The 24,021-nt window shown below is 49.9% G+C and carries 19 protein-coding genes; 16 read left to right on the plus strand and 3 right to left on the minus strand.

The window, feature by feature from the left end:
- Positions 1-58: 58 nt before the first annotated feature.
- Positions 59-385, minus strand: a complete 327-nt coding sequence (gene trxA, locus AC2UZI_RS06425) for a thioredoxin TrxA (protein WP_486942982.1) — start codon at positions 383-385, stop codon at positions 59-61.
- A gap of 235 nt (positions 386-620) precedes the next feature.
- Between trxA and AC2UZI_RS06430 the strand changes: the two genes are divergently transcribed.
- The 13 genes from AC2UZI_RS06430 (at position 621) to AC2UZI_RS06490 (ending at position 17,612) form a co-directional block, all read left to right on the plus strand.
- Complete coding sequence (locus AC2UZI_RS06430) at positions 621-2,582, plus strand: DNA topoisomerase IV subunit B (protein WP_486942983.1); 1,962 nt, start codon at positions 621-623, stop codon at positions 2,580-2,582.
- 34 nt (positions 2,583-2,616) lie between these two features.
- Positions 2,617-4,926 (plus strand): DNA topoisomerase IV subunit A, encoded by a 2,310-nt coding sequence (gene parC / locus AC2UZI_RS06435; RefSeq protein WP_486943729.1) that lies wholly within the window; start codon positions 2,617-2,619, stop codon positions 4,924-4,926.
- Between the two features lie 77 nt (positions 4,927-5,003).
- Positions 5,004-6,038, plus strand: a complete 1,035-nt coding sequence (locus AC2UZI_RS06440) for a CDP-6-deoxy-delta-3,4-glucoseen reductase (RefSeq protein ID WP_486942984.1) — start codon at positions 5,004-5,006, stop codon at positions 6,036-6,038.
- Between the two features lie 64 nt (positions 6,039-6,102).
- Complete coding sequence (locus AC2UZI_RS06445) at positions 6,103-7,356, plus strand: D-amino acid dehydrogenase (RefSeq protein WP_486942985.1); 1,254 nt, start codon at positions 6,103-6,105, stop codon at positions 7,354-7,356.
- Positions 7,357-7,364: 8 nt separating this feature from the next.
- Entirely contained in the window at positions 7,365-8,663 is a 1,299-nt protein-coding gene (locus AC2UZI_RS06450) for an extracellular solute-binding protein (RefSeq protein WP_486942986.1), read from the plus strand.
- 106 nt (positions 8,664-8,769) lie between these two features.
- Complete coding sequence (locus AC2UZI_RS06455) at positions 8,770-9,729, plus strand: TrbG/VirB9 family P-type conjugative transfer protein (protein WP_486942987.1); 960 nt, start codon at positions 8,770-8,772, stop codon at positions 9,727-9,729.
- On the plus strand, positions 9,726-11,306 hold the full coding sequence (locus AC2UZI_RS06460) for a type II secretion system protein GspD (RefSeq protein WP_486942988.1): 1,581 nt from the start codon (positions 9,726-9,728) through the stop codon (positions 11,304-11,306). The genes AC2UZI_RS06455 and AC2UZI_RS06460 overlap by 4 nt, the downstream gene beginning before the upstream one ends.
- Positions 11,306-12,496: a hypothetical protein gene (locus AC2UZI_RS06465; protein WP_486942989.1), complete on the plus strand. Its 1,191-nt coding sequence runs from the start codon at positions 11,306-11,308 to the stop codon at positions 12,494-12,496. The genes AC2UZI_RS06460 and AC2UZI_RS06465 overlap by 1 nt, the downstream gene beginning before the upstream one ends.
- Before the next feature lie 26 nt (positions 12,497-12,522).
- Positions 12,523-12,948 carry a hypothetical protein gene (locus tag AC2UZI_RS06470; RefSeq protein ID WP_486942990.1) on the plus strand — a complete coding sequence of 142 codons (426 nt, stop codon included), beginning with the start codon at positions 12,523-12,525 and terminating at the stop codon, positions 12,946-12,948.
- Between the two features lie 11 nt (positions 12,949-12,959).
- Complete coding sequence (locus tag AC2UZI_RS06475) at positions 12,960-14,693, plus strand: ATPase, T2SS/T4P/T4SS family (RefSeq protein WP_486942991.1); 1,734 nt, start codon at positions 12,960-12,962, stop codon at positions 14,691-14,693.
- Positions 14,686-15,840: a type II secretion system F family protein gene (locus AC2UZI_RS06480; RefSeq protein WP_486942992.1), complete on the plus strand. Its 1,155-nt coding sequence runs from the start codon at positions 14,686-14,688 to the stop codon at positions 15,838-15,840. Before AC2UZI_RS06475 ends, AC2UZI_RS06480 begins: the two co-directional genes overlap by 8 nt.
- 36 nt (positions 15,841-15,876) lie before the next feature.
- Positions 15,877-16,521 (plus strand): prepilin-type N-terminal cleavage/methylation domain-containing protein, encoded by a 645-nt coding sequence (locus AC2UZI_RS06485; RefSeq protein ID WP_486942993.1) that lies wholly within the window; start codon positions 15,877-15,879, stop codon positions 16,519-16,521.
- 17 nt (positions 16,522-16,538) lie between these two features.
- Positions 16,539-17,612: a type II secretion system protein gene (locus AC2UZI_RS06490; protein WP_486942994.1), complete on the plus strand. Its 1,074-nt coding sequence runs from the start codon at positions 16,539-16,541 to the stop codon at positions 17,610-17,612.
- Positions 17,613-17,698: 86 nt separating this feature from the next.
- On the opposite strand, the gene AC2UZI_RS06495 is transcribed toward AC2UZI_RS06490, so the two are convergent.
- Together AC2UZI_RS06495 and uraH are read right to left on the minus strand one after the other, a co-directional pair.
- Positions 17,699-18,913: a urate hydroxylase PuuD gene (locus AC2UZI_RS06495; RefSeq protein WP_486942995.1), complete on the minus strand. Its 1,215-nt coding sequence runs from the start codon at positions 18,911-18,913 to the stop codon at positions 17,699-17,701.
- Between the two features lie 64 nt (positions 18,914-18,977).
- Positions 18,978-19,331: a hydroxyisourate hydrolase gene (gene uraH, locus AC2UZI_RS06500; protein ID WP_486942996.1), complete on the minus strand. Its 354-nt coding sequence runs from the start codon at positions 19,329-19,331 to the stop codon at positions 18,978-18,980.
- A 193-nt stretch (positions 19,332-19,524) separates the two neighbouring features.
- Between uraH and AC2UZI_RS06505 the strand changes: the two genes are divergently transcribed.
- The 3 genes from AC2UZI_RS06505 to alaS all read left to right on the plus strand — a co-directional run bounded on the left by AC2UZI_RS06505 (position 19,525) and on the right by alaS (position 24,020).
- Positions 19,525-20,283: a GntR family transcriptional regulator gene (locus tag AC2UZI_RS06505; RefSeq protein WP_486942997.1), complete on the plus strand. Its 759-nt coding sequence runs from the start codon at positions 19,525-19,527 to the stop codon at positions 20,281-20,283.
- Positions 20,284-20,291: 8 nt separating this feature from the next.
- On the plus strand, positions 20,292-21,230 hold the full coding sequence (gene puuE / locus AC2UZI_RS06510) for an allantoinase PuuE (RefSeq protein ID WP_486942998.1): 939 nt from the start codon (positions 20,292-20,294) through the stop codon (positions 21,228-21,230).
- Positions 21,231-21,389: 159 nt separating this feature from the next.
- The gene (gene alaS, locus AC2UZI_RS06515) at positions 21,390-24,020 is read left to right on the plus strand and encodes an alanine--tRNA ligase (protein ID WP_486942999.1); all 2,631 of its coding nucleotides are present in this window, start codon (positions 21,390-21,392) and stop codon (positions 24,018-24,020) included.
- Position 24,021: the final 1 nt, after the last annotated feature.

The raw sequence follows: 24,021 nt of genomic DNA on the forward strand, positions 1-24,021 counted from the left end.
AGGGTTTCAGCCAACGGCGGCGAGCCTAGACGAGGCCCGCGCGAAATTGTTTGTAAGTTTATAGGGATTCGTCGAGGAAGGCATTCAGTTGCGACCGGTTTAAGGCGCCAACTTTAGTTTGGGCTACTTCGCCATTTTTGAACAGCATAAGGGTGGGAATACCACGGATACCAAATTTAGCGGCTGTTTCCGGATTTTCATCGACGTTAACTTTAGCAATGATAACACGGCCTTTAAAAGTTTCAGCAGCTTCGTCCAGTAAAGGCGCAATCGCCTTGCACGGACCGCACCATGCTGCCCAGTAATCAACCAAAACGGGTAAGTTAGCTTGCAAGACGTCGTCGTTAAAAGAAGCGTCAGTTACGTGTTTAATAGAATCGCTCATGAGGGATAAGAGATATAAAATTAAAGAAGTGGTTTTTAGAGACCAATGCCTATATTGAGGGCAATTGGTTCTCTGTTTATTTGGGGACGATAATGTAATACATCTCTACGGCTGCTTTAGTCGTAGAATTGAGTTCATTGTAGTGGTTGTTGCCACAAGGCGCGAGCCGTCATTTTGGCTTCTTGACCACAATTCGTAAAATACCTGTTTAATCTGCATTCAGCTAGAGATTACTTTGGCCATTCCTAACTACGACGAAAGCTCTATACGGGTGCTTAAGGGTTTAGAACCGGTGCGCCAGCGCCCCGGTATGTATACCCGCACCGATCATCCACTTCATATACTTCAAGAGGTCATTGATAATGCGGCTGACGAAGCGTTGGCAGGCTATGCAAATTTATTGAAAGTTTGTTTACACACCGACGGCAGTATCTCAGTCGAAGATAACGGACGAGGCATACCGGTCGGAATGCATCCAGAAGAGGGTGCCCCAGTGGTAGAGCTTGTGTTTACGCGCTTACACGCCGGCGGTAAGTTTGATAAAGCGGACGGTGGGGCCTATGCCTTTTCAGGTGGTTTACACGGTGTAGGTGTCTCGGTAACGAACGCGCTTTCTACTCGACTCGAAGTCGACGTTAAACGTGATGCGGCACATCACCAAATTGTCTTTGCTGGCGGCGAGGTGATCACGTCGTTGCACGAAGTTGCGAAGGTCGGTAAACGCAATACAGGTACACGGGTACGATTATGGCCCGATGCCAAATATTTCGATTCACCCCATATTCCTAATGCAGAGCTCATTCACGTATTGCGTAGCAAAGCAGTGTTGTTAAGTGGCGTCACTGTGCAGCTCGTTACGGAAAAAACGGGTGATATTCGTGAATGGTGCTATGAAAACGGGTTGCGCGGTTATTTAGAAGAAACGCTTGATGCGCCCGAGTACGTGGTCCCGCTTTTCGAGGCGCAGCAGTATGCCTTGGCGGATGATGATGACTACTCTGAAGGCGAAGGAGCACACTGGGTCGTGGCCTGGACAGCCGATGGCGCTATCGTACGCGAATCCTACGTTAACTTGATTTCAACACCGGCCGGAGGTACGCACGAATCGGGTTTGCGCGATGGGTTGTTTAATGCGGTGAAGAACTTTGCTGAATTGCATAGTCTTATTCCTAAAGGGATACGGTTGCTTCCCGAAGACGTTTTCGCTCGGGCTAGTTTCGTATTGTCAGCCAAAATATTAGACCCTCAATTTCAAGGTCAGATTAAAGAGCGACTTAATAGCCGTGATGCGGTGCGCATGGTTAGCACCTACGTCAGAAATGCGTTTGAATTAACATTACATGCCAACGTCGAAGCGGCCAAGAAGCTGGCAGATTTTGCCATTAAGCATGCACAAGCGCGTGTGCGGTCATCTCAACGTGTTGAAAAGCGTAAAAGCTCGGGCGTTGCGGTGCTGCCAGGGAAGCTAACTGACTGCGAGTCTCAAGATCCAACACGCACTGAGCTCTTTCTTGTCGAGGGGGACTCTGCAGGTGGCTCCGCCAAAATGGGACGCGACAAGACAGTACAAGCTATTTTGCCGTTGCGAGGAAAAGTACTGAACTCATGGGAAGTGCACAAAGATCGTTTGTTTGCGAATCAGGAAATTCATGACGTTTCTGTGGCGATCGGGGTGGATCCTCATTCGCCGACTGATGACGTCGATCTTTCAGGCCTACGTTATGGACGCATTTGCATTCTGTCGGATGCCGATGTCGATGGCTCGCATATTCAGGTGTTGTTGTTAACGTTATTTTTTAAGCACTTCCCACAGTTAATCGAGAAGGGGCACATTTTTATCGCCCGTCCGCCGTTATTTAGGGTGGATGTTCCGGCGGTGGGCAAGCGTGTTGCGCGCAAAATATATTGCTTGGATCAGGCCGAGTTGGAGGGTGTTCAAGAGAAGCTTCGTCTTGAAGGTGTAAAAGAAGGGCATTGGGCCATTAGCCGTTTTAAGGGCTTGGGCGAAATGAACGCCGAGCAGCTTTGGGACACCACTTTAAACCCCGACACGCGGCGTTTGCTTCCGGTTCAGTATGGTGCATTAGGCGTCGATGGAACAGAAGAGCTGTTCGACATGCTGATGGGACGAGGCGAAGCCGCGCAGCGCCGTAGTTGGCTTGAAACGAAGGGCAACTTAGCGGATGTCGACGTCTGACGGTAGACGCCATATTAACGATAAAGAATTAGGTATTATGGATTTCGTACAGAACGGCCTGTTTATACAAGATGACGGTGATGAAGGTTTAAGCTTAGGTGTGTATGCCGAGCAGGCGTACTTAGATTATGCCGTGTCCGTAGTACGGGGGCGCGCGCTTCCCGACGTTTCAGATGGGCAGAAACCGGTGCAACGGCGCATTTTGTACGCCATGCAGGCCATGGGCTTGGTGGCAGGGGCGAGACCGGTTAAATCCGCTCGCGTCGTGGGCGACGTATTAGGTAAGTATCACCCGCACGGTGATCAAGCCGCTTATGACGCCATGGTTCGCATGGCACAAGACTTTAGCTTGCGGTATCCATTGGTAGATGGTCAGGGTAACTTCGGTTCGCGTGATGGGGATAACGCGGCCGCAATGCGTTATACGGAAGCTCGTCTGACCGCCTTTTCTCGTTTACTGTTGGATGAGTTAAATGAAGGAACGGTAGATTTTGCAGCCAACTATGACGGTTCGCAGCAAGAGCCATTACTGTTGCCTGCACGATTACCCGTTGTGCTTTTAAATGGGGCATCCGGTATTGCCGTGGGCATGGCAACCGAAATTCCGCCTCATAACTTAACGGAAGTGGCGAGGGCGTGTGTTAGCTTGATTAAAGACCCTTCGTTAAGCGATAGCGAGTTGTTTGATATTGTGCCAGGGCCCGATTTTCCGGGTGGTGGGCAAATCATTTCCAGCCGTGATGAATTAGCACAAATTTACTCCACAGGTCGAGGCAGTATCAAAGTGCGGGCTCGATGGGTGTTTGAAGAAATGGCCAGAGGCCAATGGCAGCTAGTGGTAACAGAGCTACCCCCTGGCACCTCTACCCAAAAAATCCTTGAAGACATCGAAGAGAAAACGAATCCGCGAGTTCGCGCCGGGCGTAAAGCACTCACGACCGAGCAACAACAAACTCGAGCATTGCTATTGGGGTTACTTGATACGGTACGTGATGAATCGGGTAAAGAGGCTCCGGTGCGATTGGTTTTTGAGCCTAAAAGTAGTCGTATTAACCGCCAAGACTTTGTGAATACTTTGCTTGCTCAAACCGCGATGGAAGGCAACAACACCATTAACTTGGTTAGTATTGGTATTGATGGGCGACCGGGGCAACGCACGTTGCGTGCGATGCTAGAGGAATGGCTGCAGTTTCGTAGTCACACCTTGCGTAGGCGCACTCAGTTTCGCTTAGATAAAACCTCAGATCGCATCCATATACTGGAAGGGCGGATGGTGGTCTATCTTGACGTGGATGCCGTGATTCAAACGATTCGCGAGGCGGACGAGCCACGTGTGGCACTAATGGATCGGTTCAAGCTCTCCGAGCGTCAGGCTGAAGACATTCTTGAAATGCGTTTGCGACAACTGGCTCGTCTCGAAGGGTTCAAGATCGAGCAAGAGCTGAATAAGCAACGAGCAGAACAAGAAAAGCTGCAGCAGCTACTGGATAGCAAAGCGGCGTTTAAGCGCATGATGATCAAAGAGATCGAAACGGATGCGCAGACCTACGGTGATGAACGTCGAACGGTGATTGAAGAGGCCGAACGGGCTGTGCTAGAAGTCAAAGTGGCCGATGAGCCCGTCACGATTATCGTGTCTAATAAAGGCTGGCTGCGTCGACGTCAAGGTCACGGGGTGGAAATAGAAAGCCTCAGCTTCAAAACAGGTGATGGGCTCAATACCGTACTCGAGTGTCGCAGTACAGAAGATGTCATAGCGATAGGTAAAGATGGCCGAGTCTATACTGTTGCAGCGGCGAGTATCCCTTCAGGTCGCGGTGATGGACAGCCAATTACGGCCATGGTTGATGTCAGTCCTAAAGCGCCGGTGTCGCACGTGATAGCTGGTCCGGCCCCACAGCGCTATCTATTAGGGGCTGATAGTGGTTACGGCTTTATTACGACCTTAGCGGACATGACGACTCGTCAACGGGCAGGTAAGCAGTTTGTGAGCGTGGCCGAAGCTGATCGTTTATTACAGCCTCTTGCGCTACGCGACACGGATGTTGCCGTCGCCTTATTAAGTAAAAAAGGTCGTTTTATTGTGGTGGATATTGCAGAGCTACGCCAACTTTCGGGTGGCGGGCGAGGCACGGTCATGATGGGGCTTGATCCCGACGATGGGTTGGCTCAGTGGGCGCCTATAGGGACGGGTGGATTGCAAATTACGGGTATTTATCGTCGACGAGAGATAACAGAAACGTTGTCTCTGATCGACCTCGATATTTACCGAGCAAAACGAGCCCGCAAGGGTAGGTTGCTTGACACTAAAATTACTAAACCGTTGATTCAACGAGTTGAGTAGCCACCTGTTATTTGCGTAAATTACGAAAGCATGGGCAGTAGTGACATGCACAACGATTTTATAAGATGAAAGATGTTATGAGTTTTACGATTACAGTGCAGCCTTCAGGCTTAACGTTTCCTGTAGAGTCTGGACAAACATTGTTGGACGCCGCCTTAGCGTCGAAAATTCTTTTGCCTCACAGTTGCCGAAATGGGGCCTGTTCCTCGTGTAAGGCAAAAGTGGTTGAAGGTCATTTTCAAGCGGGTGATGCGCCAGAGCAGATATTAGAACCTGATGAGTTGGCTGAGGGCTACACCTTACTGTGTCAGGTTCAGCCCGAGTCAGACATGGTGATCGAGTCCTTGCAAGCGCAAGTGGCTAGCGATATTGAAGTGCGAAAGATGCCTGCAAGGGCGATTAGCCTTGAAAAACTAAGCGATGATGTCATCGTATTGACGTTGCAGCTTCCCTCAGCAAATCCCTTTCATTACTACGCGGGACAGTATTTAGAGTTTATTTTGAAGGATGGCCGCCGACGTAGTTATTCCATGGCAACGCCTCCCAATGAAGAAAATATTGCTGAATTACACATCCGTCATTTAAAGGGCGGGGCGTTTACAGATCATGTGTTTGGTGCGGGTGAGACGCAAATGAAAGAGCGTGAAATCCTTCGTGTGGAAGCACCGTTGGGCTCGTTCTTTTTACGTGAAGACAGTGATAAACCCATCATCATGCTCGCGAGTGGAACGGGTTTTGCCCCGATTAAAGCCATTGTTGAATTGATGCAGAATAAGGGGATTGAGCGGCCAGTTACGTTGTATTGGGGAGGGCGTCGTCCTCACGATATTTATATGCACGAGCTTGCTCAATCATGGGCGAAAAGCCTTCCTAATTTTACGTACGTACCGGTAATTTCTGAAGCCACGACTGAGGATGCATGGACGGGACGCACTGGTTTTGTGCACCATGCTGTTATGGAAGACTTGCCAGATCTTTCCGCTTACGAAGTGTATGCGTGCGGTGCGCCGATTATGGTTGAGACTGCCCGTAAAGACTTTGTCGCCCAGTGTAAACTGCCAGATGAAGCCTATTACGCTGATGCGTTCACCTCTGAGGCTGACGCCGTCTAAAAGCGTTAAAAGGTAGATTACAAGTGACAGTACCTTCGCATGTGTGTCCAGTAGGAAGATAACGATGAAAATTGCGGTGCTTGGCAGTGGGATTATTGGCGTGTCTACGGCATGGTGGTTACAAAACGATGGCCATGAGGTGATTGTTATCGACCGGCAGCCGGGACCAGCGCAAGAAACATCGCGGGCGACGGGTGGTCAGATATCCGTCTCCTATGCCGAGCCATGGGCTAATCCGCAAGCACCATGGCGCTTAGCGCGATGGTTGCTTAAAGATAATGCACCGCTTTGGTTTAGACCGTCGCTGGACCCTAAACAATGGGCGTGGGGGGCGAGGTTTTTAGCAGAGTGCCTGCCTTCAAGGTTCGAGCCAAACGTACGAGCTCTCGTGAATTTGGCCGAATTTAGTCGCTCAACGCTGCAGCACATGCGTTCTGACTTAAACATCCAATATCACTGTGTACAGCGCGGCGTTTTGCACTTTTACCGCGACGCTCGAAGCTTTGATGAAGCGCAAGATATGGCCGATGCGATGCGAGATTTAGGCGTAGAGCGTCGGCTGTTAAGTCCCGATGAAATTGTGGCTGTAGAACCTGCGCTGTCGTCGATCAAAGACAATATTGCAGGGGGCGACTACAACATCGATGACGAGTCTGGTGACGCCTATGCTTTTACGTGTGAACTAGCGCAACGGGCACAAGAGCGGGGCGCTGTTTTTAAGTTTTCGACACAAGTCACGCGGCTTCGAGCAGAAGGCGGGGAAGTGAAACGAGTCGAGCTTATCGAGCCAGACGGTAGCTACAGCGAGCTCGATGTTGATGCGGTTGTCGTTGCGCTTGGCGCTTATTCGTCTAAGCTTGTGGCTCCTTTGGGGGTTTCTTGCCCCGTTTATCCTGCAAAAGGGTATTCGGCCACGTTTACGATTGTGAATGACGAGGCTGCACCGCACGTGAGCCTAAGTGACTCCGCTAATAAAACAGTGTACTCACGATTTGGCAATCGTCTACGGGTCGCGGGAACAGCCGAGCTAAGTGGCTTTTCAAGAGCTTTAAACACGAAACGTTGCAATTCAATTGTGAAGCACGCTCAAGAATTGTTCCCAAGTGCTCTCGATTTTGATAATGTGCAGTTTTGGGCTGGCTTGCGACCTGCAACGCCATCCAATATTCCCCTTATCGGCCAAACCAAGATACGTAACCTTTATTTAAATACGGGGCACGGAACCTTGGGCTGGACGTTGGGGGCCGGCTCTGGGCAAGCACTAGCGGATGTTATCGCTGGGCGTAAGCCAGAGGCAGAATTTCCTTTTTTGCGCTGAATCGTATCATGAAGACCCCCCACTATTTATCTGTCTCCCGTGCGCTGCTACCCATTGTGGGAGCTACATTTTTATTTGGTGTCAGTTCTACCGTATGGGCTGCCACAGATGTGCAGGTTTGGCACTCGCTGTCAGACTACAACAAAAAAACCTTTGAAAAACTGGTGTCCGACTTCAATCGAAGCCAGAAAGACACAAAGGTTGAATTACGCTCTTTTAACGACGAAAAAGCCCTTAATCAAGCATTAAGCGCTGCGGCTGATAAGGCTCGACCTCACTTATTTCAAATGGGTGAAACATCAGGTTTAGATGACGTAGCTAAGCGTCCTTATGTGTTGCCTATTCATACCTTAATGGCGAAATCCTCTGTTAAGAATAGCGAGTGGTTTTTGCCTGCAGCGAATAACTTCATGCATGACACTAAAGGTCGCATGGTGGCGTTGCCGTTAATGGCAGAGATTCCTGTCATGTTTTACAACATCGATGCGTTTAAGAAAGCGGATCTGATACCAGCTGAACCTGCTCGCGCTTGGCACGACCTCCAAGCTCAACTTGTTACCTTGGCAAATAATGGTTCCAGACGCTGCCCCTTAACCTCAGACCAACCTGTTTCCATTAATTTAGAGAACTTGGCTGCGGTGAATAAGCAGTTTTACGCGGGAGGACCAAAGGCGAAGGCGGGGTTTGAGTTCGACACCCTCTACATCCGACATCTCTCAACGATGATTAGTTGGGTTCGCAGCGAAATTATGGTGGGCCCCGAGTTTGGTCCTCAGTCGGTAACCCGTTTTGCCGATGGTGAGTGCGCGGTACTTTTATCGAACTCGGGTAACATCGGGCAGCTAAGTAATGATTCTAAGGTCAGTTATGCGGTAGCAGGGTTGCCGTATTATCCGGAAGTTACGGCACAACCTGGAAGTCCGTTTGTTAGCGGGTCAGGCTTATGGGCGACTAAAGGCCATAACGCCGAGCACGACAAAGCCACCACCCAGTTTATGACGTGGTTAGCGTCGACCCCAGTGTCGTCATCGTGGTATCAGGCAACGGGCTATCTTCCGTTAACGAAAGAGGCCTTTAGCAGCACGAACGAGAAATACTATAAAAAACTGGGTGATTGGCAAGGTTTAGTAGCGACTTATGCACAAAACCCCGAGCACACCACTCGTGGCTTTAAGGTGAATAACTATCACCAAATTCGTGCTATGTTTCATCAAACACTGACCACAGCGTTAGAAGGCAAGCAACCTGCTGTCACAGCATTACGTTTGGCCGCAACTGAAGCGAATAAATTGGTGAATACGAAGTAACGACAAGAGTCTCCATGCGTACATCCCAGTCTAGCGCCTAGCGCCAGACTGTCCGAACATAGCACTCAATACATTTCATTGAGTGCTATTTTTTTGGGATAACGGTATGTGGTTACGCTGGGGAATGCTGGGAACGTGCGCTATTTTAAGTGCATGTGCTGCTCCAAATAATACATCGTGGTGGGATGGATTGGGCTCAGTGGCGTCTAGCCACGGGTCGAATCAATTCAATTTCGAGTGGAGTTTGGTGGGTGACCAGCAGGCGGCGCCGTTGCATGTTTTTAGCTCTGAAACGCAAGTTTGGCTGCAGTACCCGTCGACGCAAACCCCACCAGTCGTGTTCTCAATAGGGGCAGCGCACACCGAAATGTTAGATGCGCGAGCGCAAGGGCGTTATTGGGTCGTTGATACCACGGCTAAGGCCCTACAGTTCCAAAACGGGCGGCAATCCGCGTGGGCGTTTTTGTCTGAGGCCGAACATTTCATACGTCCGCTTATTGCATCGACGCTAGCGCATACCGTTGAGCCTAACGCTTCATACGAGGGGGTGGCCGTTACGGCCCCCATGCTGAATGACCATGCTCCGATATTGAACACAACGGTTTCGAGCGAGCGTGGCACGGCTTCTGTTGATCACGCTTCGTCTGCCGGGTCTCTGCAAATGACAGAGATGAAAGAGGTATCAGGTTCCGAACTGAAATTTACTGAAATTAGCGCCACGGCTGAGGCATTAGCCGTTGTAGAGGCAGATGTTAAAACGCTACTGCCCACCTTTGCCGCGCAAGCTAGCGATCAAAATCTACGTGCTGTCTTGCAACGCTGGGCGCAACGTAGCGGCTGGACATTTGAGGCTGAGCATTGGGCTGTGGATGTGGATTTACCGATCACCGCTAGCTTTAGTATCCAAGGCGAGTTTACCGAAGCGGTACAGGCCGTAGTGGCCAGCACGCATTTGGGTACCCATCCTCTCAAACCTTGTTTCTATTCGAATCAGGTATTACGCATTGTTCGTATGGCCCAGTCTTGCGCCCCTAAAGTCGCCATCAGTGATGGGGGGCTTTCATGAGGGCATTTTATATTGCCGTAATGGCTGGCTGCTTAAGTGCGTGTACCGTTCATGAAAGATTGCAAGATCTCGATAAACAAGCTGGAAAAGCAGCGACTCATATTAGTTCTACGCAGCATGACTTTTACCAACGGGTTGATGACAGGCATAAGGGGGCCGATCCTTTTGTAGATCGGCCATGGGTAGTCGGTCGGGCCCAGCCCTTGGCCCGAGAGTTACGTTTGCCTTTGCCGTTACGCCAACATATTCGTACGACTTTGGTGTTCGGAGACAAGCGGCTCAATCTAAAAGAAGTAGCAGAGCGCATCGCTATCACTACGCAAATTCCTGTTCGAATTCAACCCGAAGCATTACTACCTTCGTCTCGTTTTATTAGGGGCAGCAGTCGCGCTGGGGCAGGGGGCGGTTACGCTACGCAAGAGTTAGCGACCATACAGTTAAACGGTATTGATGAAGCCTTAGCATCCATACTGGATCGGATTTGCGCTCAATTGGATATCCATTGGAGGCAGTTGGGCACTGGTATTGAGTTCTATAAAGTGGATTCTCGTCTCTTTGAGTTAAAAGGGCTGTCATTGCGTTCCAGTGCGCACGCTGCGCTGGGGTCCAACAGCAGATCAGACGAAGGGTTCAATAGCCAATCGGGCACGCAAATACAAAGTAACGATCACGAAATCATGGAAGTGGTTCGCGCCAGAGTAGAGACCTTATTAACTGAAATGGGAAAGGTCAGTGCGCTGTCCGGCGGTAGTTCTACGTTGCTGGTCGTGGATACTCCGGAAGTATTGGATGCTGTTGATCATTATTTGCAACGAGAAAATCGAAACTTAAGTCGCCGTGTCCGTCTCGTGTTTGAAGAACTGACTGTCGAGTTACGAGACGATAGCGAAACGGCGATGAATTGGGGCGTATTGTTTAATGCCGCCCGTTGGTCAGGGTCACTACTCTCTCCTCAGCAGGCGGTGAGTGGTTCGTTTGTTTCGGGGTTGCAATTAGGCCAAGGCTCTTTTCAAAGCAGCGAGGCAGTGATATCAGCCATTAGTACTTTAGGCACCGTGGTAAGACGTAATACGGTCCCCGTCTTGACACTGAATCGTCGCCCTGTGACCCACGCCTTACGCACTACATTCACTTACATCGATCGTGTAGAAAGCACGCCTTCCGTTAGTTACACCGGTAGCGCAACGCCGTCCATATCCATCAGCCAGCGCGAGCAGACCGTTGGCTCCTTACTTACCTTGATCCCAGAGGCCTTAGATGATGGGCAAATTATGTTGTCGGTTGCTTATGACAATACAACGGCTCAACCACTCAACACAGTGGGTGTGGGCCGAGGGGATCAGGCGTTAGAGGTGCAACAGTTGACGATTGAAGGCGCCGGTATGGTGCAGCAGGTAATTTTAGACCCCGGTAAACCCTTACTGATTTCGGGTTTCGATCGATCTGAACAGGTTGGTGGTGAAAGACGGTTAAACCCAGGGGCGTCTTTGGCGTTTGGCGGCTCAAGCAAGCATGCAGCGAAGTCGCTAAGAACGGTGATTTTACTGACAGCACAGGTGGAAGAGGGAGTGGAGTAATGCGCCAGAAGCTCTTGATGCACACGGGTTCGGACTGTGTGCTGTATGCCGGTTTGTCCTGGCAAGTCGTCGTGGGTTTCGGTGGTGTTAAGCGTCTTCAGAGAGAGGCCCGTCTACACGAGTACACACATGGAGTGTTATGTGGGTCGACGTTTAAGAGCTTTGGCGTTCTTAAGCAATCGACTATCGAGAAACGACGTTTGCTGACGCACCACAGTGCAGCAGCTTGCTTTGCCAGCATGACGGCGAAGACGGCGCAGGCCGTGGTATTAACCTTAGGTTGCGGGCGTTGGCTATTGCTGGCGGCAAGTGATGGTGCCGTGTTGGTCAAAGGGGATCAACAGTTTGCAGATTTGGAGGCTGCAAGGGCAGCAGCCGAGGCCTTATGTGAAAGCAGTCCCCAATTGCGAGTACGTTACGTCGACAACGGTGATGAATTTCTCGACTCGCTTCAGACCTATTGTTCAACGGCTACGCAGTTAAACCCCCTTTTTTCTCGTCGCGTTTGGCCGATGGGCTTACTAAGTTGTGGCGTGCTGGCTGGCGGCTTTTTATGGTTAGCCGGACCAAGCTGGCCTAAACCTGAGGTCTCAAGCGAACAAAATAATGTCTCGGTGGCGGTTGATCGTTTAGGCAGTTCTTACGCTTTAGAAGCGCTGTTAGTGGAATGGCAACGTTTGCCGTTGCGTGTCGACGGTTGGCAGCTTTCGATGAGCGATTGCGTGATCGCTGACATTAAAACGTGGTCTTGCTCAGCTATCTTGCTCCTCGATGAAGGGGCAGTCTTTGAAAATACCCCAAAACTACCAGCATGGGACACGGTTTCGCATTCCAACTCACAAGTGGAGTTTCATCGCTATATCCGCTATGCGGCGCCTGCCTATTTGTCAGGGCAAGGTACTCAAAATAAAGGGTCTCTACGCGCCTTGCGGCAAAACTACGGAACCTTGTATTCGGTTTTTCAGCTTCAAGACACTGATTCTCGCGATGACAAGAGTAGTCTCGATAACCGTCGTTTCGGCTCAGGGTCAAAGGTGCAAATTGAAGGGCCGTTGCGAACGCTTGTGCTAGCGCGTGAGGCCATGCAAGAGCTTAAGAATCCTCAAGTCAAGCTTGAAGTAGCAGCTAGTGCGCCTTCGTCTGCGCAGAAAAGTCGATTGGTATTTCGCTTAAGTGGAGAACAGCGATGAGGAGGTTTGACGTGATAGATCGGGGGATGAGTCTTTTGTTTTGTGGCTTGCTCATCGTACCCACAGTCAAAGCCACTCAAAGCAACGAGTTCGACGCTCAAGCGATGCAGGTGCGGGAACTACTGCTATTAGAACAGCAGCAGCTACGCCGCGAGATCAGCCCAACGCTTAACGCGGATGAGCTCCCGATAAGGGGGGAAGCAATGGGTAACGTGGAAGAAGAGCCTCAGCTCATTGCTATTTATGGGGTGGGTAAACGACTCATGGCGGAGTTTCGTCGTAATGGGTTAACCACAGTCTATCTACATGGTAAAGAGTTCCCGATCGGGCATGTGGGGCGAGCAGATATGTATCGATTGACAGGGATTAACGAGCAATGCGTTAGCTTAAAAAAACATCAGTACGAAGTAACGCAATGTTTGCATTCAGCCTTAAGTCAAGGAGAGCCTTAATGCTAGGCCGGATGCGAAAGCGTAGAAAGTTAGCTGAGCCGCAGGCGTTGTTTATTGAATCCCATGTAGGTGATGAACTTGTCATCATTGAGACCCGCGCTGCGCTTCATGAGTTAAGTGCCAGAATTGAACGAGGGCTAAGTCATGAGCTAGGTATACAAGAACTGCATCACACTATTTTTCCGGTTGTGCTGGAAAGCCAACGTGTGGCGGTTCTGTGTACTCATGATTACGCCGATAGTGCGTACGTAAATGAAATTTTACGTCTGATAGTGAGCGCAAATTATCGCCTCGAAACACCCGCTCGCTATGTCCTTAATCCGGCTCAGTTGCTCTCGGTGATCAGATTGCTTCAGCCCTTGCAGCAGGGGGTAGAGCATCGATCTCGAACCATTCAAGACGATGGGGGTTGGGAGCAAGGTGAGCTCTATACCGTCTTCTTGAGCTTGGTCGAGTGGGGGGTAGGACAGAACGCTAGCGACCTACACATTAATGTTTTGCTAGAGCAGCCTTACTCTGAAATTCGTTACACCATCGACGGTAGGTACATCACACCCACTCATTTTCAGGGCATGAGTACATCGATGGTGAAGGCGATGCTGTCAGCAGCATGGATGAATATTGACGGTGGTAACGGTGCTGTTTTTGATACTCACCGTGAACAGCAAGGAAGTTTGCAATGTCAGATTGCAGACAAAAAAGTTGTGCTGCGCTGGGCGTCGTTAGCTGCCGAAGCGGGCCCTAGTGTTTGTTTACGTTTACTGGTGGATGAGGGTGGGGCCCATCTGCCTTGTATTTCTTCTTTGGGCTATAGCGCTGCCCAACAATCAGAAATCGATCAGGCGATGTTGGCAGATGGGGGCGCTGTCATTTTCTCGGGGGTGGTGGGTTCGGGTAAGTCGACGTCATTAGCCGCATTAGTGGCTGCGCTACCGCCATGGCGCAAAGTCATTACGGTAGAAGACCCTGTAGAACAACGCATACCTAACGCGGTACAAAATTCGTTGTCCCGTAACTTAGCCGTCGACAGCCACGATGGCTTTGCCTCAAAGCTACGAGCCTTAAAGCGCTCTGCCATGACAGATGTACTATTGGGCGAAATACGAGATCAAGAAACTGGTCGAGCCTTTAGTGATTTAGCGTCGGCCGGTGTGCGTGTGTACTCCACCGTACATGCAGGCTCGGCCGCATTAATCCCCCAGCGCTTAGCGTCTGATTTTATCGGTGTGTCTCCTCAGTTGTTGGCGGCGCCCGGCATCCTTAGGTTACTTATTCATCAGATGTTGATATCGACGCTATGTGAAGGGTGTGCAGTACCCATGTCGTCGCTCACAGATTACCCTTCGTGGCTGCCAGTACGAGCTCGGCATAAAGCCAGTTTTGCACTGTGGCTTGACGATTTTGAGCGTGCAGGTGGGGTAATTAAACAAAACGTAGTGCGAAACACAACGGGGTGCGATTTGTGTAGACGTGAAAGCGTACCGGATTTAAATGGTTACGCTGGCCGCACTGTGGTGGCTGAGATTTTAAACCCTCATACCAATAGAGACTGGTTAGGTCGTATTGCGCAATACGGCATCTCGGATTTTAAAGAAAGAGGAGTTCGTTCCTCACCCAAACACCAAACGGCTTTGCATTACGTCTCGGGAAGTTTGGTTGAGGTGGGCTTAGAGAAAAGCAATGCAGGGCTGGTGGATGCCTTCGATCTTGAGCAGCGGATGGGCGGGTGGGGCCAGCATGTTTAGGAAACTGCAAAGCACGCTACAAGCCGGTAGGTTTTCTGTGCGAGCCAGCCAGCATCAAAGCTGGAAACCTAGTCGCAGAGCAGACAGACGACGCTTTGTGACAGCACAAGTCGAGTATTTTACTTATCTGCATCACATGCTCTCGGCGTTAAAGGGTAGTCGCACCCTACGTGATGTCTTCCTGATTGATGTGGTCCGTTACGGCCCTAAGCACTGGCGTGGGCGATTAGCCGCTCGTTGGTCACAGCGCTATGAACATTCGGGAGGCGATTTATACGCTACATGGTTTGATTGCTGTGACACCGAAACATTGGCGTTACTGAAATCAGCGCAGTCTCAGGGAGAGCAAGCCTTAATCACAACATTTAAGCAAGTGGCAGATGTGCTGTTAACCAAACGCCAGATAAAACGAGCACTTCTGGAAATGGCTGGACCGGGAGTGTTAGCCATCTCCATTTTTATTGCCATGTTAGCGGTGGTGCCGTTGTATAGCGTTCCACAACTGTTTTCCGCTTTTGGGGACTTGCCCGACATGTATCTGGGCACCTACAGCATCGCCTTACGTCAATTTGCTGAACAGCTCAGTGCTTTAGGAGTAGTGGCGCTAAGCATGAGTCTTTTCCTCGTAATACTTCTACGCTTAAGCCTTTCTCGTTTGCATGGAAGAGTTCGGCATTATCTTGACCTATGTCAGCCGTGGAGTAGCTACAGGCTTTATCACTCATATCGGGTTTTTGCCTTGTTAAGCGTACTACTGCAAGTGCAAAGCGCTTCACAGGGACTCAGCGTTAGTTTGGATGCGGTGGAAACGGGCGGAAATGGTTGGCTACGGTGGCGGCTAAACCAAGTTAGACAGCGTTTACGAGAAGGTGCCACGCCCTACGTCGCTTTTAATGACGGTTTTCTCCGCCTGTCCGAGGCTTGGTATTTCAGTGATATTACGTCGGCTCAGGGCTTAGAGCAGGGGTTGGCGGCTACGGCGTCACACCTACATCAGCAGTTACTTTCAATTTTTAGGCGCTACGCCCAAGTGTTGAAGTGGAGCCTGCTTATAGGAAGTGTTTTTGGGTTGATGTCATTAGGATTGTGGCATTTTTTGGCCATTGAAGAGTTGCGTTCAGGACTGTTGTTGTTTCATTCAAGTTAAGGCGTTAATGCCTACTGTGTGTGTTTAAAGGAATAAATGAAAATGTTTATATGTGATAAGAGACTGCTGACCCAACCATTATTGAACGAGGTTAATCATACGTCGAAGCCGTCCAGAGCGAGTTTGCCGGTCTCAAAAGGGCAAGAGGGTTTCTCATTAATTGAGGTGTCGTTAGTGACTGCGATCGTTCTGCTCTTAGCTGTTATCGCGGTACCCGCTATCAATAACTACGTTGTTGAAAATCGTGTGCCTAAAGTGGCAGAGGAGTTGGCTCGGTTTATGCTGAACAGCGAAATTGCCGCGCCCACTTCTACGCTAAATCCCTATACGCATATTGATATGAATACGTTGGCTCACTATGTCACCGAAAGCGGGGTGCTTGATGTACGCGGCCAAGGAGGCAGTACACGTATTTTGCACGGCCTCGGTAAGGACGGGCAAATTACATTACAGGCGGTAGAGCAAGGCGAGCGATATCGATTGGTCCTTGATAAAGTGCACCATGCCGCGTGCCCCGGTATTGCCTCGGTTTTACAGCGGGTAAGTCATCATATCGAGATTGCGTCCGGGTCTGGCGCGGCAGCAGTGGTTAAAGGCGATGGAACCAGCTACAACGCGTTAACGGCCAGAGCGGCTTGTGGACGAGGTAATGTGAACACCTTTAGTTTTATTGCTGGTTAATCGTGATGCATAAAGCCATGCTTCTGATCCGCCCGAGAGGGCGGATCAGTCATTTCTTCTTGCGCTCGTTTTTATCCACTTTTATTCAGCCTCGGCGCACGAAACGGGGGCAGGAGGGGGCGTTAATTATCGAGTTGGCGGTGGTGTTAAGTGTGGTGATGCTTATCGTTGTGTACACGGTGTCTGCGTTTAACCATCGTAATGCTGAGCTGCGTATTCAAGGCTTAGCGTTATGGATGCGCTCGGTGCATCAAGCCTTTCATTCTTACCTTAGCGATCATGGCACCTTGCTTAATCAAAGTGGGTACCAAGTGATGGGGGTAGCGTATCCATTGGCACCTACTGTTTCAGAGTTAAAGCTGGCGGGTTACCTGACACATGATTTTCCTTTAGCCACTGCGCAGCGGTACAAGGTCAAGCTGCAGGCTTTTGCTAATAGCTCATGCTCTTCATCTGTGTGTGCAATGTATGGTTTGATTTGGGCCCCTGAGGCGGTAAAAAGCAACCATGACTTTGCCTATTGGCGCTTAAGCACGAATGCAGAAGGTGCTATTGTCACTGCTCAACGGCCACATTTCATTAGTGCAGTGAATACCGAGATAGCGAATCCGCCTCAATCAACCATGGCAGCGCTTCCTGCGGGTAGTGTGGCATGGATTATTACGCCTAACACGCTCGGATTAGATTATTTGCGCGTGGGAGACGAGCGAAACCCGGATTTTCAAAACCATGTCAGCGTGGGGGGAGGGCTGCAGGTTGAAGGGGTTGCGTCAACCGTTGGTGGACTACAGCTTGTTGGCTCTCATGAGCAGAATAGTTCGTGTCAAACCTCAGGCTTGATTAGCAGAAATGCTCAAGCGAATAGCCTGTTGATCTGTAGCACACAGAAAGTGTGGCGCAGTATGGATACCTTTGCAGGTGGCACTTACACGCTAAACCCTAATGGCCAGTGCTCACATCCGGTGGTGGGCAATACCGCGAATCCCTATACGAATGCATGTACTTGTCCGGTGGGTTATCAAAAGGCGTTAATTGCGATTAGTGGTACCACGCCGGCAGACACCTACCTAACGTATGCGTGTAGACCGTAAGGCAATAAAAAACACCCAAAAGCAGATGGTTGCTTTTGGGTGTAAAGAAAAAGTTTAGAAGTATAGGTTGTGCTTAAGGCTGAAAATTACTCAGCTACACCACTCCAGGCTCTAATCGTTTCACGTTCTTCTTCTGTCATTTGCGTCACGTTACCTAAGGGCATGTAGTGATTCTCGGTGACTTTTTTCACTTCAGCAGCGTGCAACAGCGTTTGGTCTTCACTGTCTAGCAGCATGCCTAGCGGTGGTGCTGTGAAGCCGAAGCCCTCTGGCGAGACCGCATGACACTGAATGCAGCGTGCGTCCATGATCTCTTGTACTTGTTGTATGCTCACCGCCGTTTCACCGGCATCGGCTGCTGTGACCGCACGAGGTGCTGGTGCTGCTAACCAACCAATAATGACGAGAAGCAATACACCGGCTACTGGGTAGCCCAGTTTGTTTTGTCCAGTATGGAGTAATACAAAGTACTGGCGAATGAGGGCGCCAGAGAAAATAAAGAGGGACATAATAATCCATGCGTACGGACTATTATAAGTAAAGGAGTAGTGATTACTGAGCATCAGTAACACCACAGGCAAGGTGAAGTAAGTATTGTGTACCGAGCGCTGTGTACCACGCTTACCATCTAGCGGATTGGGTGTACGACCTGCTTTAAGATCAGCGACCATGCGTCGTTGTCCTGGAATAATCCAGAAAAACACGTTGGCCGACATGCTGGTTGCCATCACAGCACCAGTGATCAAGAAGGCAGCACGGCCTGAGAAAATCTGCGTGCTAAGGTAGGCAACCAAAACCATCATGACGGCTACGGCAACACTGAGGATTCCGTCGCGATCCATGTTTGGACTGATACGTTTACAGAGCTCGTTATAGACAACCCAGCCGGCAATTAAGAATAAAATTGCAGCGATGTTTGCCTCGGTACCGCTCATGCTGGCTGCCCATTCCCAAGGACTATTTGGGTTGACCAAATAGAACGTCGGTTTTGCCATATACAGTAAAACGAACAGGGCGAAACCAGACAGCCACGTGGTGTACGACTTCCAGAAAGACCAGTGTAGGTCGTCGGGAAGCTCAGCAGGGTTAGTTAAGTACTTTTGATTGTGATAAAAACCACCACCGTGTACAGCCCACATTTCACCAAACACACCGCGTTTGATGCTTTCTTCGCCTTTGGGCGCGCGTAAGCTGCGGTCCAGCATAACGAAATAAACGGATTCACCAATCCAGGCCACTGCGGCGATGACGTGAAGCCAACGCAGCAAGAGGTTGGCAAATTCCAATAAATACGCTTCCATGATTATCCTTATATTCTGATATCAGATATTGTTTTTACGTTTTTTGAGGAGGTTGATATTGGAATTAGCTACCGCGGTAGGTAGACCATGACCAGGGTGTTACAACGAGTGGGACGTGATAGCTGCCACCGTCTTCGTTAATGCCGAAGTGGATGGAGACTTGGTCAACAAATCGTGGTTCGGGGAGATCAAGCCCTTTATCGGCAAAGTAATCACCAGCGTGAAAGACTAGCTCGTAGGTACCTTTGCGTACGTCATTACCTTGTAGCAAGGGCTCATCGCAACGGCCATCGCTATTGGTTTGCTCTTTTTTAATAAGAGTACGGGCGCCGTCTTTAAGAACATACAGTTCAATTTTAACGCCTTGGGCTGGACGGCCGTGTGTAGTATCAAGAACGTGGGTAGAGAGTTTTCCCATGTGTGTCTCCGGTTTTTGGTTTCCGTGAATACAAGAAAATTCCAGCGAGCCCAGTTTTGGGAACCGGCCGTGGGGCAAGCGGTGCAAGGATCAGTGCGCTGGGATTTGCCCCAAATTCAAATTGTTGACAATTTATGTTGACGATTTTGTTCGGATATCCAATAATTGTCAAGGTTTATGACGAGGATATTTCATGCTCCAGATTAATCAGTATGGCAATAGCCACCTAGATACTGATGCGCCATCAGCATCTTCGTTACTCGAAGGCAGTAAGCCAGATTCGGATGTAGGCCGTGTTTACAGCGAAATATTTGACGCTGTGATGGATCGGCGTTTACTACCCGGCACAAAACTTACTGAAACTACGCTATGTGACGTTTTTTCCTGTTCGCGCACAGTGGTGCGCGGAGCGTTGGCGGCTTTGGCACATGACAAAATTGTCAGTATAGAGACGAATCGAGGTGCTTTCGTCTGGAAGCCTGACCCCAAAGAAACAGAAGATATCTTTGAGCTTCGTCGCGATGTCGAATGCTTAATCGTCGAAAAATTACTTAGGCTGTCCGATTTACGCGAAAAACTGCAAACGCTCTATGACATGGTAGCCCGAGAACGCCATGCATTCGAGACCGGAAAACGTATAAGCTGGATTCGTTTATCGAATGCTTTCCACGTCGAGATGGCCCGATTATTAAATAATGACGTACTGACTGAGCTCATGCATATGCTTTGTGCTCGTACTTCGCTCATTATTGCTTACCACGATACGCCCGGAGAACGCGCCTGTTCGTTCTTCGAGCACGAAGAAATATTGAATTTTCTTAGTCGTTACGATAAAGAAGGGGCGTTACAAGCCATGACGCATCATTTAGAAGCTTGTGAGCACCGTATTAATGACTTGAACGACGAAACCCAGCAAGACCCATGGCAGGCTTTTAGCGTTCAGCGTATTTAGGAGACCTTATGTCTAGCAATACCCATTACCCGCGAGACCTCGTAGGTTATGGCCGCAATGTTCCGCATGCGAATTGGCCAAATAAAGCACGTATCGCCGTACAGTTTGTGCTGAATTATGAAGAGGGTGGGGAAAACTGTGTTTTGCATGGTGATCCCGCGTCAGAGCAGTTTTTGTCTGAAATTGTTGGCGCCGCGGCCTATCCCGATAGACATAAGTCTATGGAATCCATTTACGAGTATGGTTCTCGTGCCGGAGTATGGCGTATTTTGCGCGAGTTTGAGCGTCGCGATTTACCGTTGACAGTTTTTGGCGTGGGTATGGCGTTAGAACGTCACCCCGAGGTTGCGCAGGCCTTTGTTGATCTAGGCCACGAAATTGCGTGCCATGGTTATCGCTGGATTCACTACCAAGATAAGCCAGAGAGCCTTGAGCTTGAGCACATGGAGCGCTGTGTTGAAATTATTAAGAAGCTCACTGGGCATCATCCCGAAGGTTGGTATACAGGTCGAGATAGCCCTAACACCCGTCGTTTGGTGGCAGAGAATGGTAATTTCCTTTACGACTCCGATAACTATGGCGATGACTTACCGTTTTGGGACGAGGTAACGCTATCTGACGGTACGATTAAACCGCAGCTTATCGTACCTTACACCTTAGATACGAATGACATGCGCTTTGCTACGCCCCAGGGCTTCAACACCGGCGATCATTTTTACCATTTCTTAAAAGACGCCTTCGATGTGCTGTACGAAGAAGGCGCTGAACGCCCGAAAATGTTATCGATAGGGTTGCACTGCCGTCTTATTGGTCGTCCCTCGCGCTTTAAGGGTTTACAGCGTTTCTTAGACTACATCCAAGGCCACGAGCAGGTTTGGGTTGCCCGTCGCGTAGATATTGCTAAGCACTGGGCGCAGCACAATCCTTATCAGGGTGCTAATAAATAGAAAGTTTGGTGGTGGTTTTATTAAGGGCTTTTGGCGTACACCAAAGGCCCTTAATTTGTTATTGATGTCGTAATAGCACATCGTGTATGCCTATCGTTAGGCTTAGTGGCTATCTATCACTATAATAAGTGGTTAATTATTTTTATCTCGTTGCTTTCAATGAAGACATCCGAAATACGTCAGAAGTTTCTTTCTTTCTTTGAGTCTCGTGCTCATCAGATTGTGCCTTCAGCTTCGCTGGTGCCTGGGAATGATCCCACCTTGCTCTTTACCAATGCGGGCATGGTGCAGTTTAAGGATGTCTTTACCGGAAAAGAAACCCGTCCTTACCATCGCGCTGTTTCATCACAGCGATGTGTGCGAGCAGGTGGTAAACATAACGATCTCGAAAACGTTGGTTACACGGCGCGACACCATACCTTTTTCGAAATGCTCGGAAACTTTAGCTTCGGTGATTACTTTAAGCGCGAAGCAATACAGTACTCTTGGGAATTGTTGACCTCGGTATATGGTTTGCCAGCAGACAAACTTTGGGTCACTGTGTATCAAGAGGATGACGAGGCTTACGATATCTGGTGCAATGAAATCGGCGTACCTGCCGAACGAATCGTACGCATTGGTGATAATCACGGCGCACGTTATGCCTCCGATAACTTCTGGCAAATGGCCGACACAGGGCCCTGTGGCCCATGTTCAGAGATCTTCTACGATCATGGCCCAGAAGTGTGGGGTGGGCCACCTGGGTCTCCTGAAGAAGATGGCGACCGTTATATTGAAATCTGGAACCTAGTGTTCATGCAGTTCGATCGCTCTGCCGATGGCGTCATGAATCCGTTGCCGCGCCCTTGTGTGGACACTGGCATGGGTTTAGAGCGTATTGCGGCAGTGCTTCAGCATGTGCATTCTAACTATCAAATTGACCTTTTTCAGGCGCTGATTAGTGCAGCCGGCCGCGAAACGCATTGCTCGGATTTAAACAATAACTCCCTGAAGGTCATTGCAGATCATATCCGCGCATGTGGGTTTTTAATTGTCGATGGTGTGATTCCAGGCAACGAAGGGCGTGGCTATGTTTTGCGTAGAATTATTCGTCGCGCATTGCGTCACGGTCATAAGCTCGGGCAAACCAAGCCTTTCTTCTATCGTTTGACTGCCGATTTGGTGGCCCAGATGGGTGAGGCTTACCCTGAGCTAGCTCAACAGCAAGTGCGTATTGAGCAAGTGTTAAAGCAGGAAGAAGAACGTTTTATTGAAACCCTTGAGCACGGCATAAAAATTCTGGATGCGGCCCTATCCGAACTAGAGTCTGGCCAACCCCTTGATGGGCAGACTTTATTTACGCTCTACGATACTTATGGCTTTCCTGTTGACCTGACCGCTGATATTTGTAGAGAGCGAGAGGTGGCGGTTGACCTTGACGGTTTTGAACAGGCCATGCAGCGTCAACGCGATCAAGCGCGCGCAGCGGGTAAGTTTAAAGCAAACGTAGACGATTTATCTTATAAAGGCGTTGATACCCGTTTTGAGGGGTACGAAAGCTTACAGACACCGGCCACGGTCACTGCATTGTACGTGGATGGCCTATCGGTTGACTCAATACAGGCAGAGCAAGAGGCGATTGTCGTGTTGGATGTCACACCGTTTTATGCCGAGTCCGGCGGGCAAGCCGGTGATGCTGGGGTGTTGCGTAACGAGGCGATGCTCTTCAGTGTTAACGATACGCAAAAAATTCAAGCTAACGTGTTCGGCCATCAAGGTCAGCTGCAAAATGGTTCGTTATCGGTAGGCGACGCTGTTAGCGCTCAGGTCGACGCTGATTTGCGTCAGAAGACCATACGTAACCACTCAGCCACACACTTGATGCACAAGGCGCTACGCCAAGTGTTAGGCGAGCATGTGCAGCAACGAGGCTCATTGGTTGATGCGCAAAAGACTCGTTTTGACTTTGCCCATGACAGCGCCATGACCGCCGAACAAATAGCTGAGGTAGAGCGTATTGTTAATAGCGAGGTGTTGGCGAATAACGATGTCGCAACGCAAATGATGTCATACGACGATGCGGTTGCTGGTGGTGCGGTTGCTCTGTTCGGCGAGAAATACGGTGATGAAGTTCGGGTGTTAGATATTGGTTTTTCTCGCGAGCTTTGTGGTGGTACGCACGTTAGAAGAACAGGTGATATTGGTCTGTTTAAGATCGTTTCCGAAGGCGGTGTCGCAGCGGGAGTTCGCCGAGTCGAAGCGATTACCGGAGAGAACGCATTGAATTGGGTGTTGGCGACCCATAGCACCTTGCTCGGTGCTGCATCATTGTTAAAGACGCAGCCTGATGCGGTGGTTTCGCGTATTGCGTTGTTGCAGTCTCAGTTACGCGACATCGAACGCGAACGTGATCAGCTTAAAGATAAACTGGCGTCCTCGGCGGGGCAGAGCTTGGGAGAGCAAGCCATCACCCTTGAAGGCGGCGTGCAGTTATTGGTTGCCGATTTGCCAGGGGTAGAGGCGCGGTCTTTGCGTACAATGGTAGATCAACTTAAAGATAAGCTTCAAACAGCCGTTGTGTTACTGAGCACCAGCGCTGATGATAAAATTAGTCTTGTGGGTGGCGTGAGCAAATCTCTGACCGCTCAGGTTAAGGCAGGTGACTTGGTGTCCCATGTGGCCGTTCAAGTGGGCGGTAAGGGCGGCGGTCGGCCTGATATGGCGATGGGTGGAGGGTCTGACCCTGCCGCGTTGCCGGGAGCCTTAGCCTCCGTGCAAAGCTGGGTCGAACAGCGACTCGCAGGCGGGTAAG

The organism is Paenalcaligenes sp. DL 463 (assembly GCF_057475185.1).

Bases quoted from the DNA above. Each gene is read 5' to 3' on its own strand.
- trxA (WP_486942982.1), bottom strand. From the start codon at position 385: ATGAGCGATTCTATTAAACACGTAACTGACGCTTCTTTTAACGACGAC.
- AC2UZI_RS06440 (WP_486942984.1), top strand. From the start codon at position 5,004: ATGAGTTTTACGATTACAGTGCAGCCTTCAGGCTTAACGTTTCCTGTA.
- AC2UZI_RS06445 (WP_486942985.1), top strand. From the start codon at position 6,103: ATGAAAATTGCGGTGCTTGGCAGTGGGATTATTGGCGTGTCTACGGCA.
- AC2UZI_RS06450 (WP_486942986.1), top strand. From the start codon at position 7,365: ATGAAGACCCCCCACTATTTATCTGTCTCCCGTGCGCTGCTACCCATT.
- AC2UZI_RS06455 (WP_486942987.1), top strand. From the start codon at position 8,770: ATGTGGTTACGCTGGGGAATGCTGGGAACGTGCGCTATTTTAAGTGCA.
- AC2UZI_RS06460 (WP_486942988.1), top strand. From the start codon at position 9,726: ATGAGGGCATTTTATATTGCCGTAATGGCTGGCTGCTTAAGTGCGTGT.
- AC2UZI_RS06465 (WP_486942989.1), top strand. From the start codon at position 11,306: ATGCGCCAGAAGCTCTTGATGCACACGGGTTCGGACTGTGTGCTGTAT.
- AC2UZI_RS06470 (WP_486942990.1), top strand. From the start codon at position 12,523: ATGAGTCTTTTGTTTTGTGGCTTGCTCATCGTACCCACAGTCAAAGCC.
- AC2UZI_RS06475 (WP_486942991.1), top strand. From the start codon at position 12,960: ATGCGAAAGCGTAGAAAGTTAGCTGAGCCGCAGGCGTTGTTTATTGAA.
- AC2UZI_RS06480 (WP_486942992.1), top strand. From the start codon at position 14,686: ATGTTTAGGAAACTGCAAAGCACGCTACAAGCCGGTAGGTTTTCTGTG.
- AC2UZI_RS06485 (WP_486942993.1), top strand. From the start codon at position 15,877: ATGAAAATGTTTATATGTGATAAGAGACTGCTGACCCAACCATTATTG.
- AC2UZI_RS06490 (WP_486942994.1), top strand. From the start codon at position 16,539: ATGCTTCTGATCCGCCCGAGAGGGCGGATCAGTCATTTCTTCTTGCGC.
- AC2UZI_RS06495 (WP_486942995.1), bottom strand. From the start codon at position 18,913: ATGGAAGCGTATTTATTGGAATTTGCCAACCTCTTGCTGCGTTGGCTT.
- uraH (WP_486942996.1), bottom strand. From the start codon at position 19,331: ATGGGAAAACTCTCTACCCACGTTCTTGATACTACACACGGCCGTCCA.
- AC2UZI_RS06505 (WP_486942997.1), top strand. From the start codon at position 19,525: ATGCTCCAGATTAATCAGTATGGCAATAGCCACCTAGATACTGATGCG.
- puuE (WP_486942998.1), top strand. From the start codon at position 20,292: ATGTCTAGCAATACCCATTACCCGCGAGACCTCGTAGGTTATGGCCGC.
- alaS (WP_486942999.1), top strand. From the start codon at position 21,390: ATGAAGACATCCGAAATACGTCAGAAGTTTCTTTCTTTCTTTGAGTCT.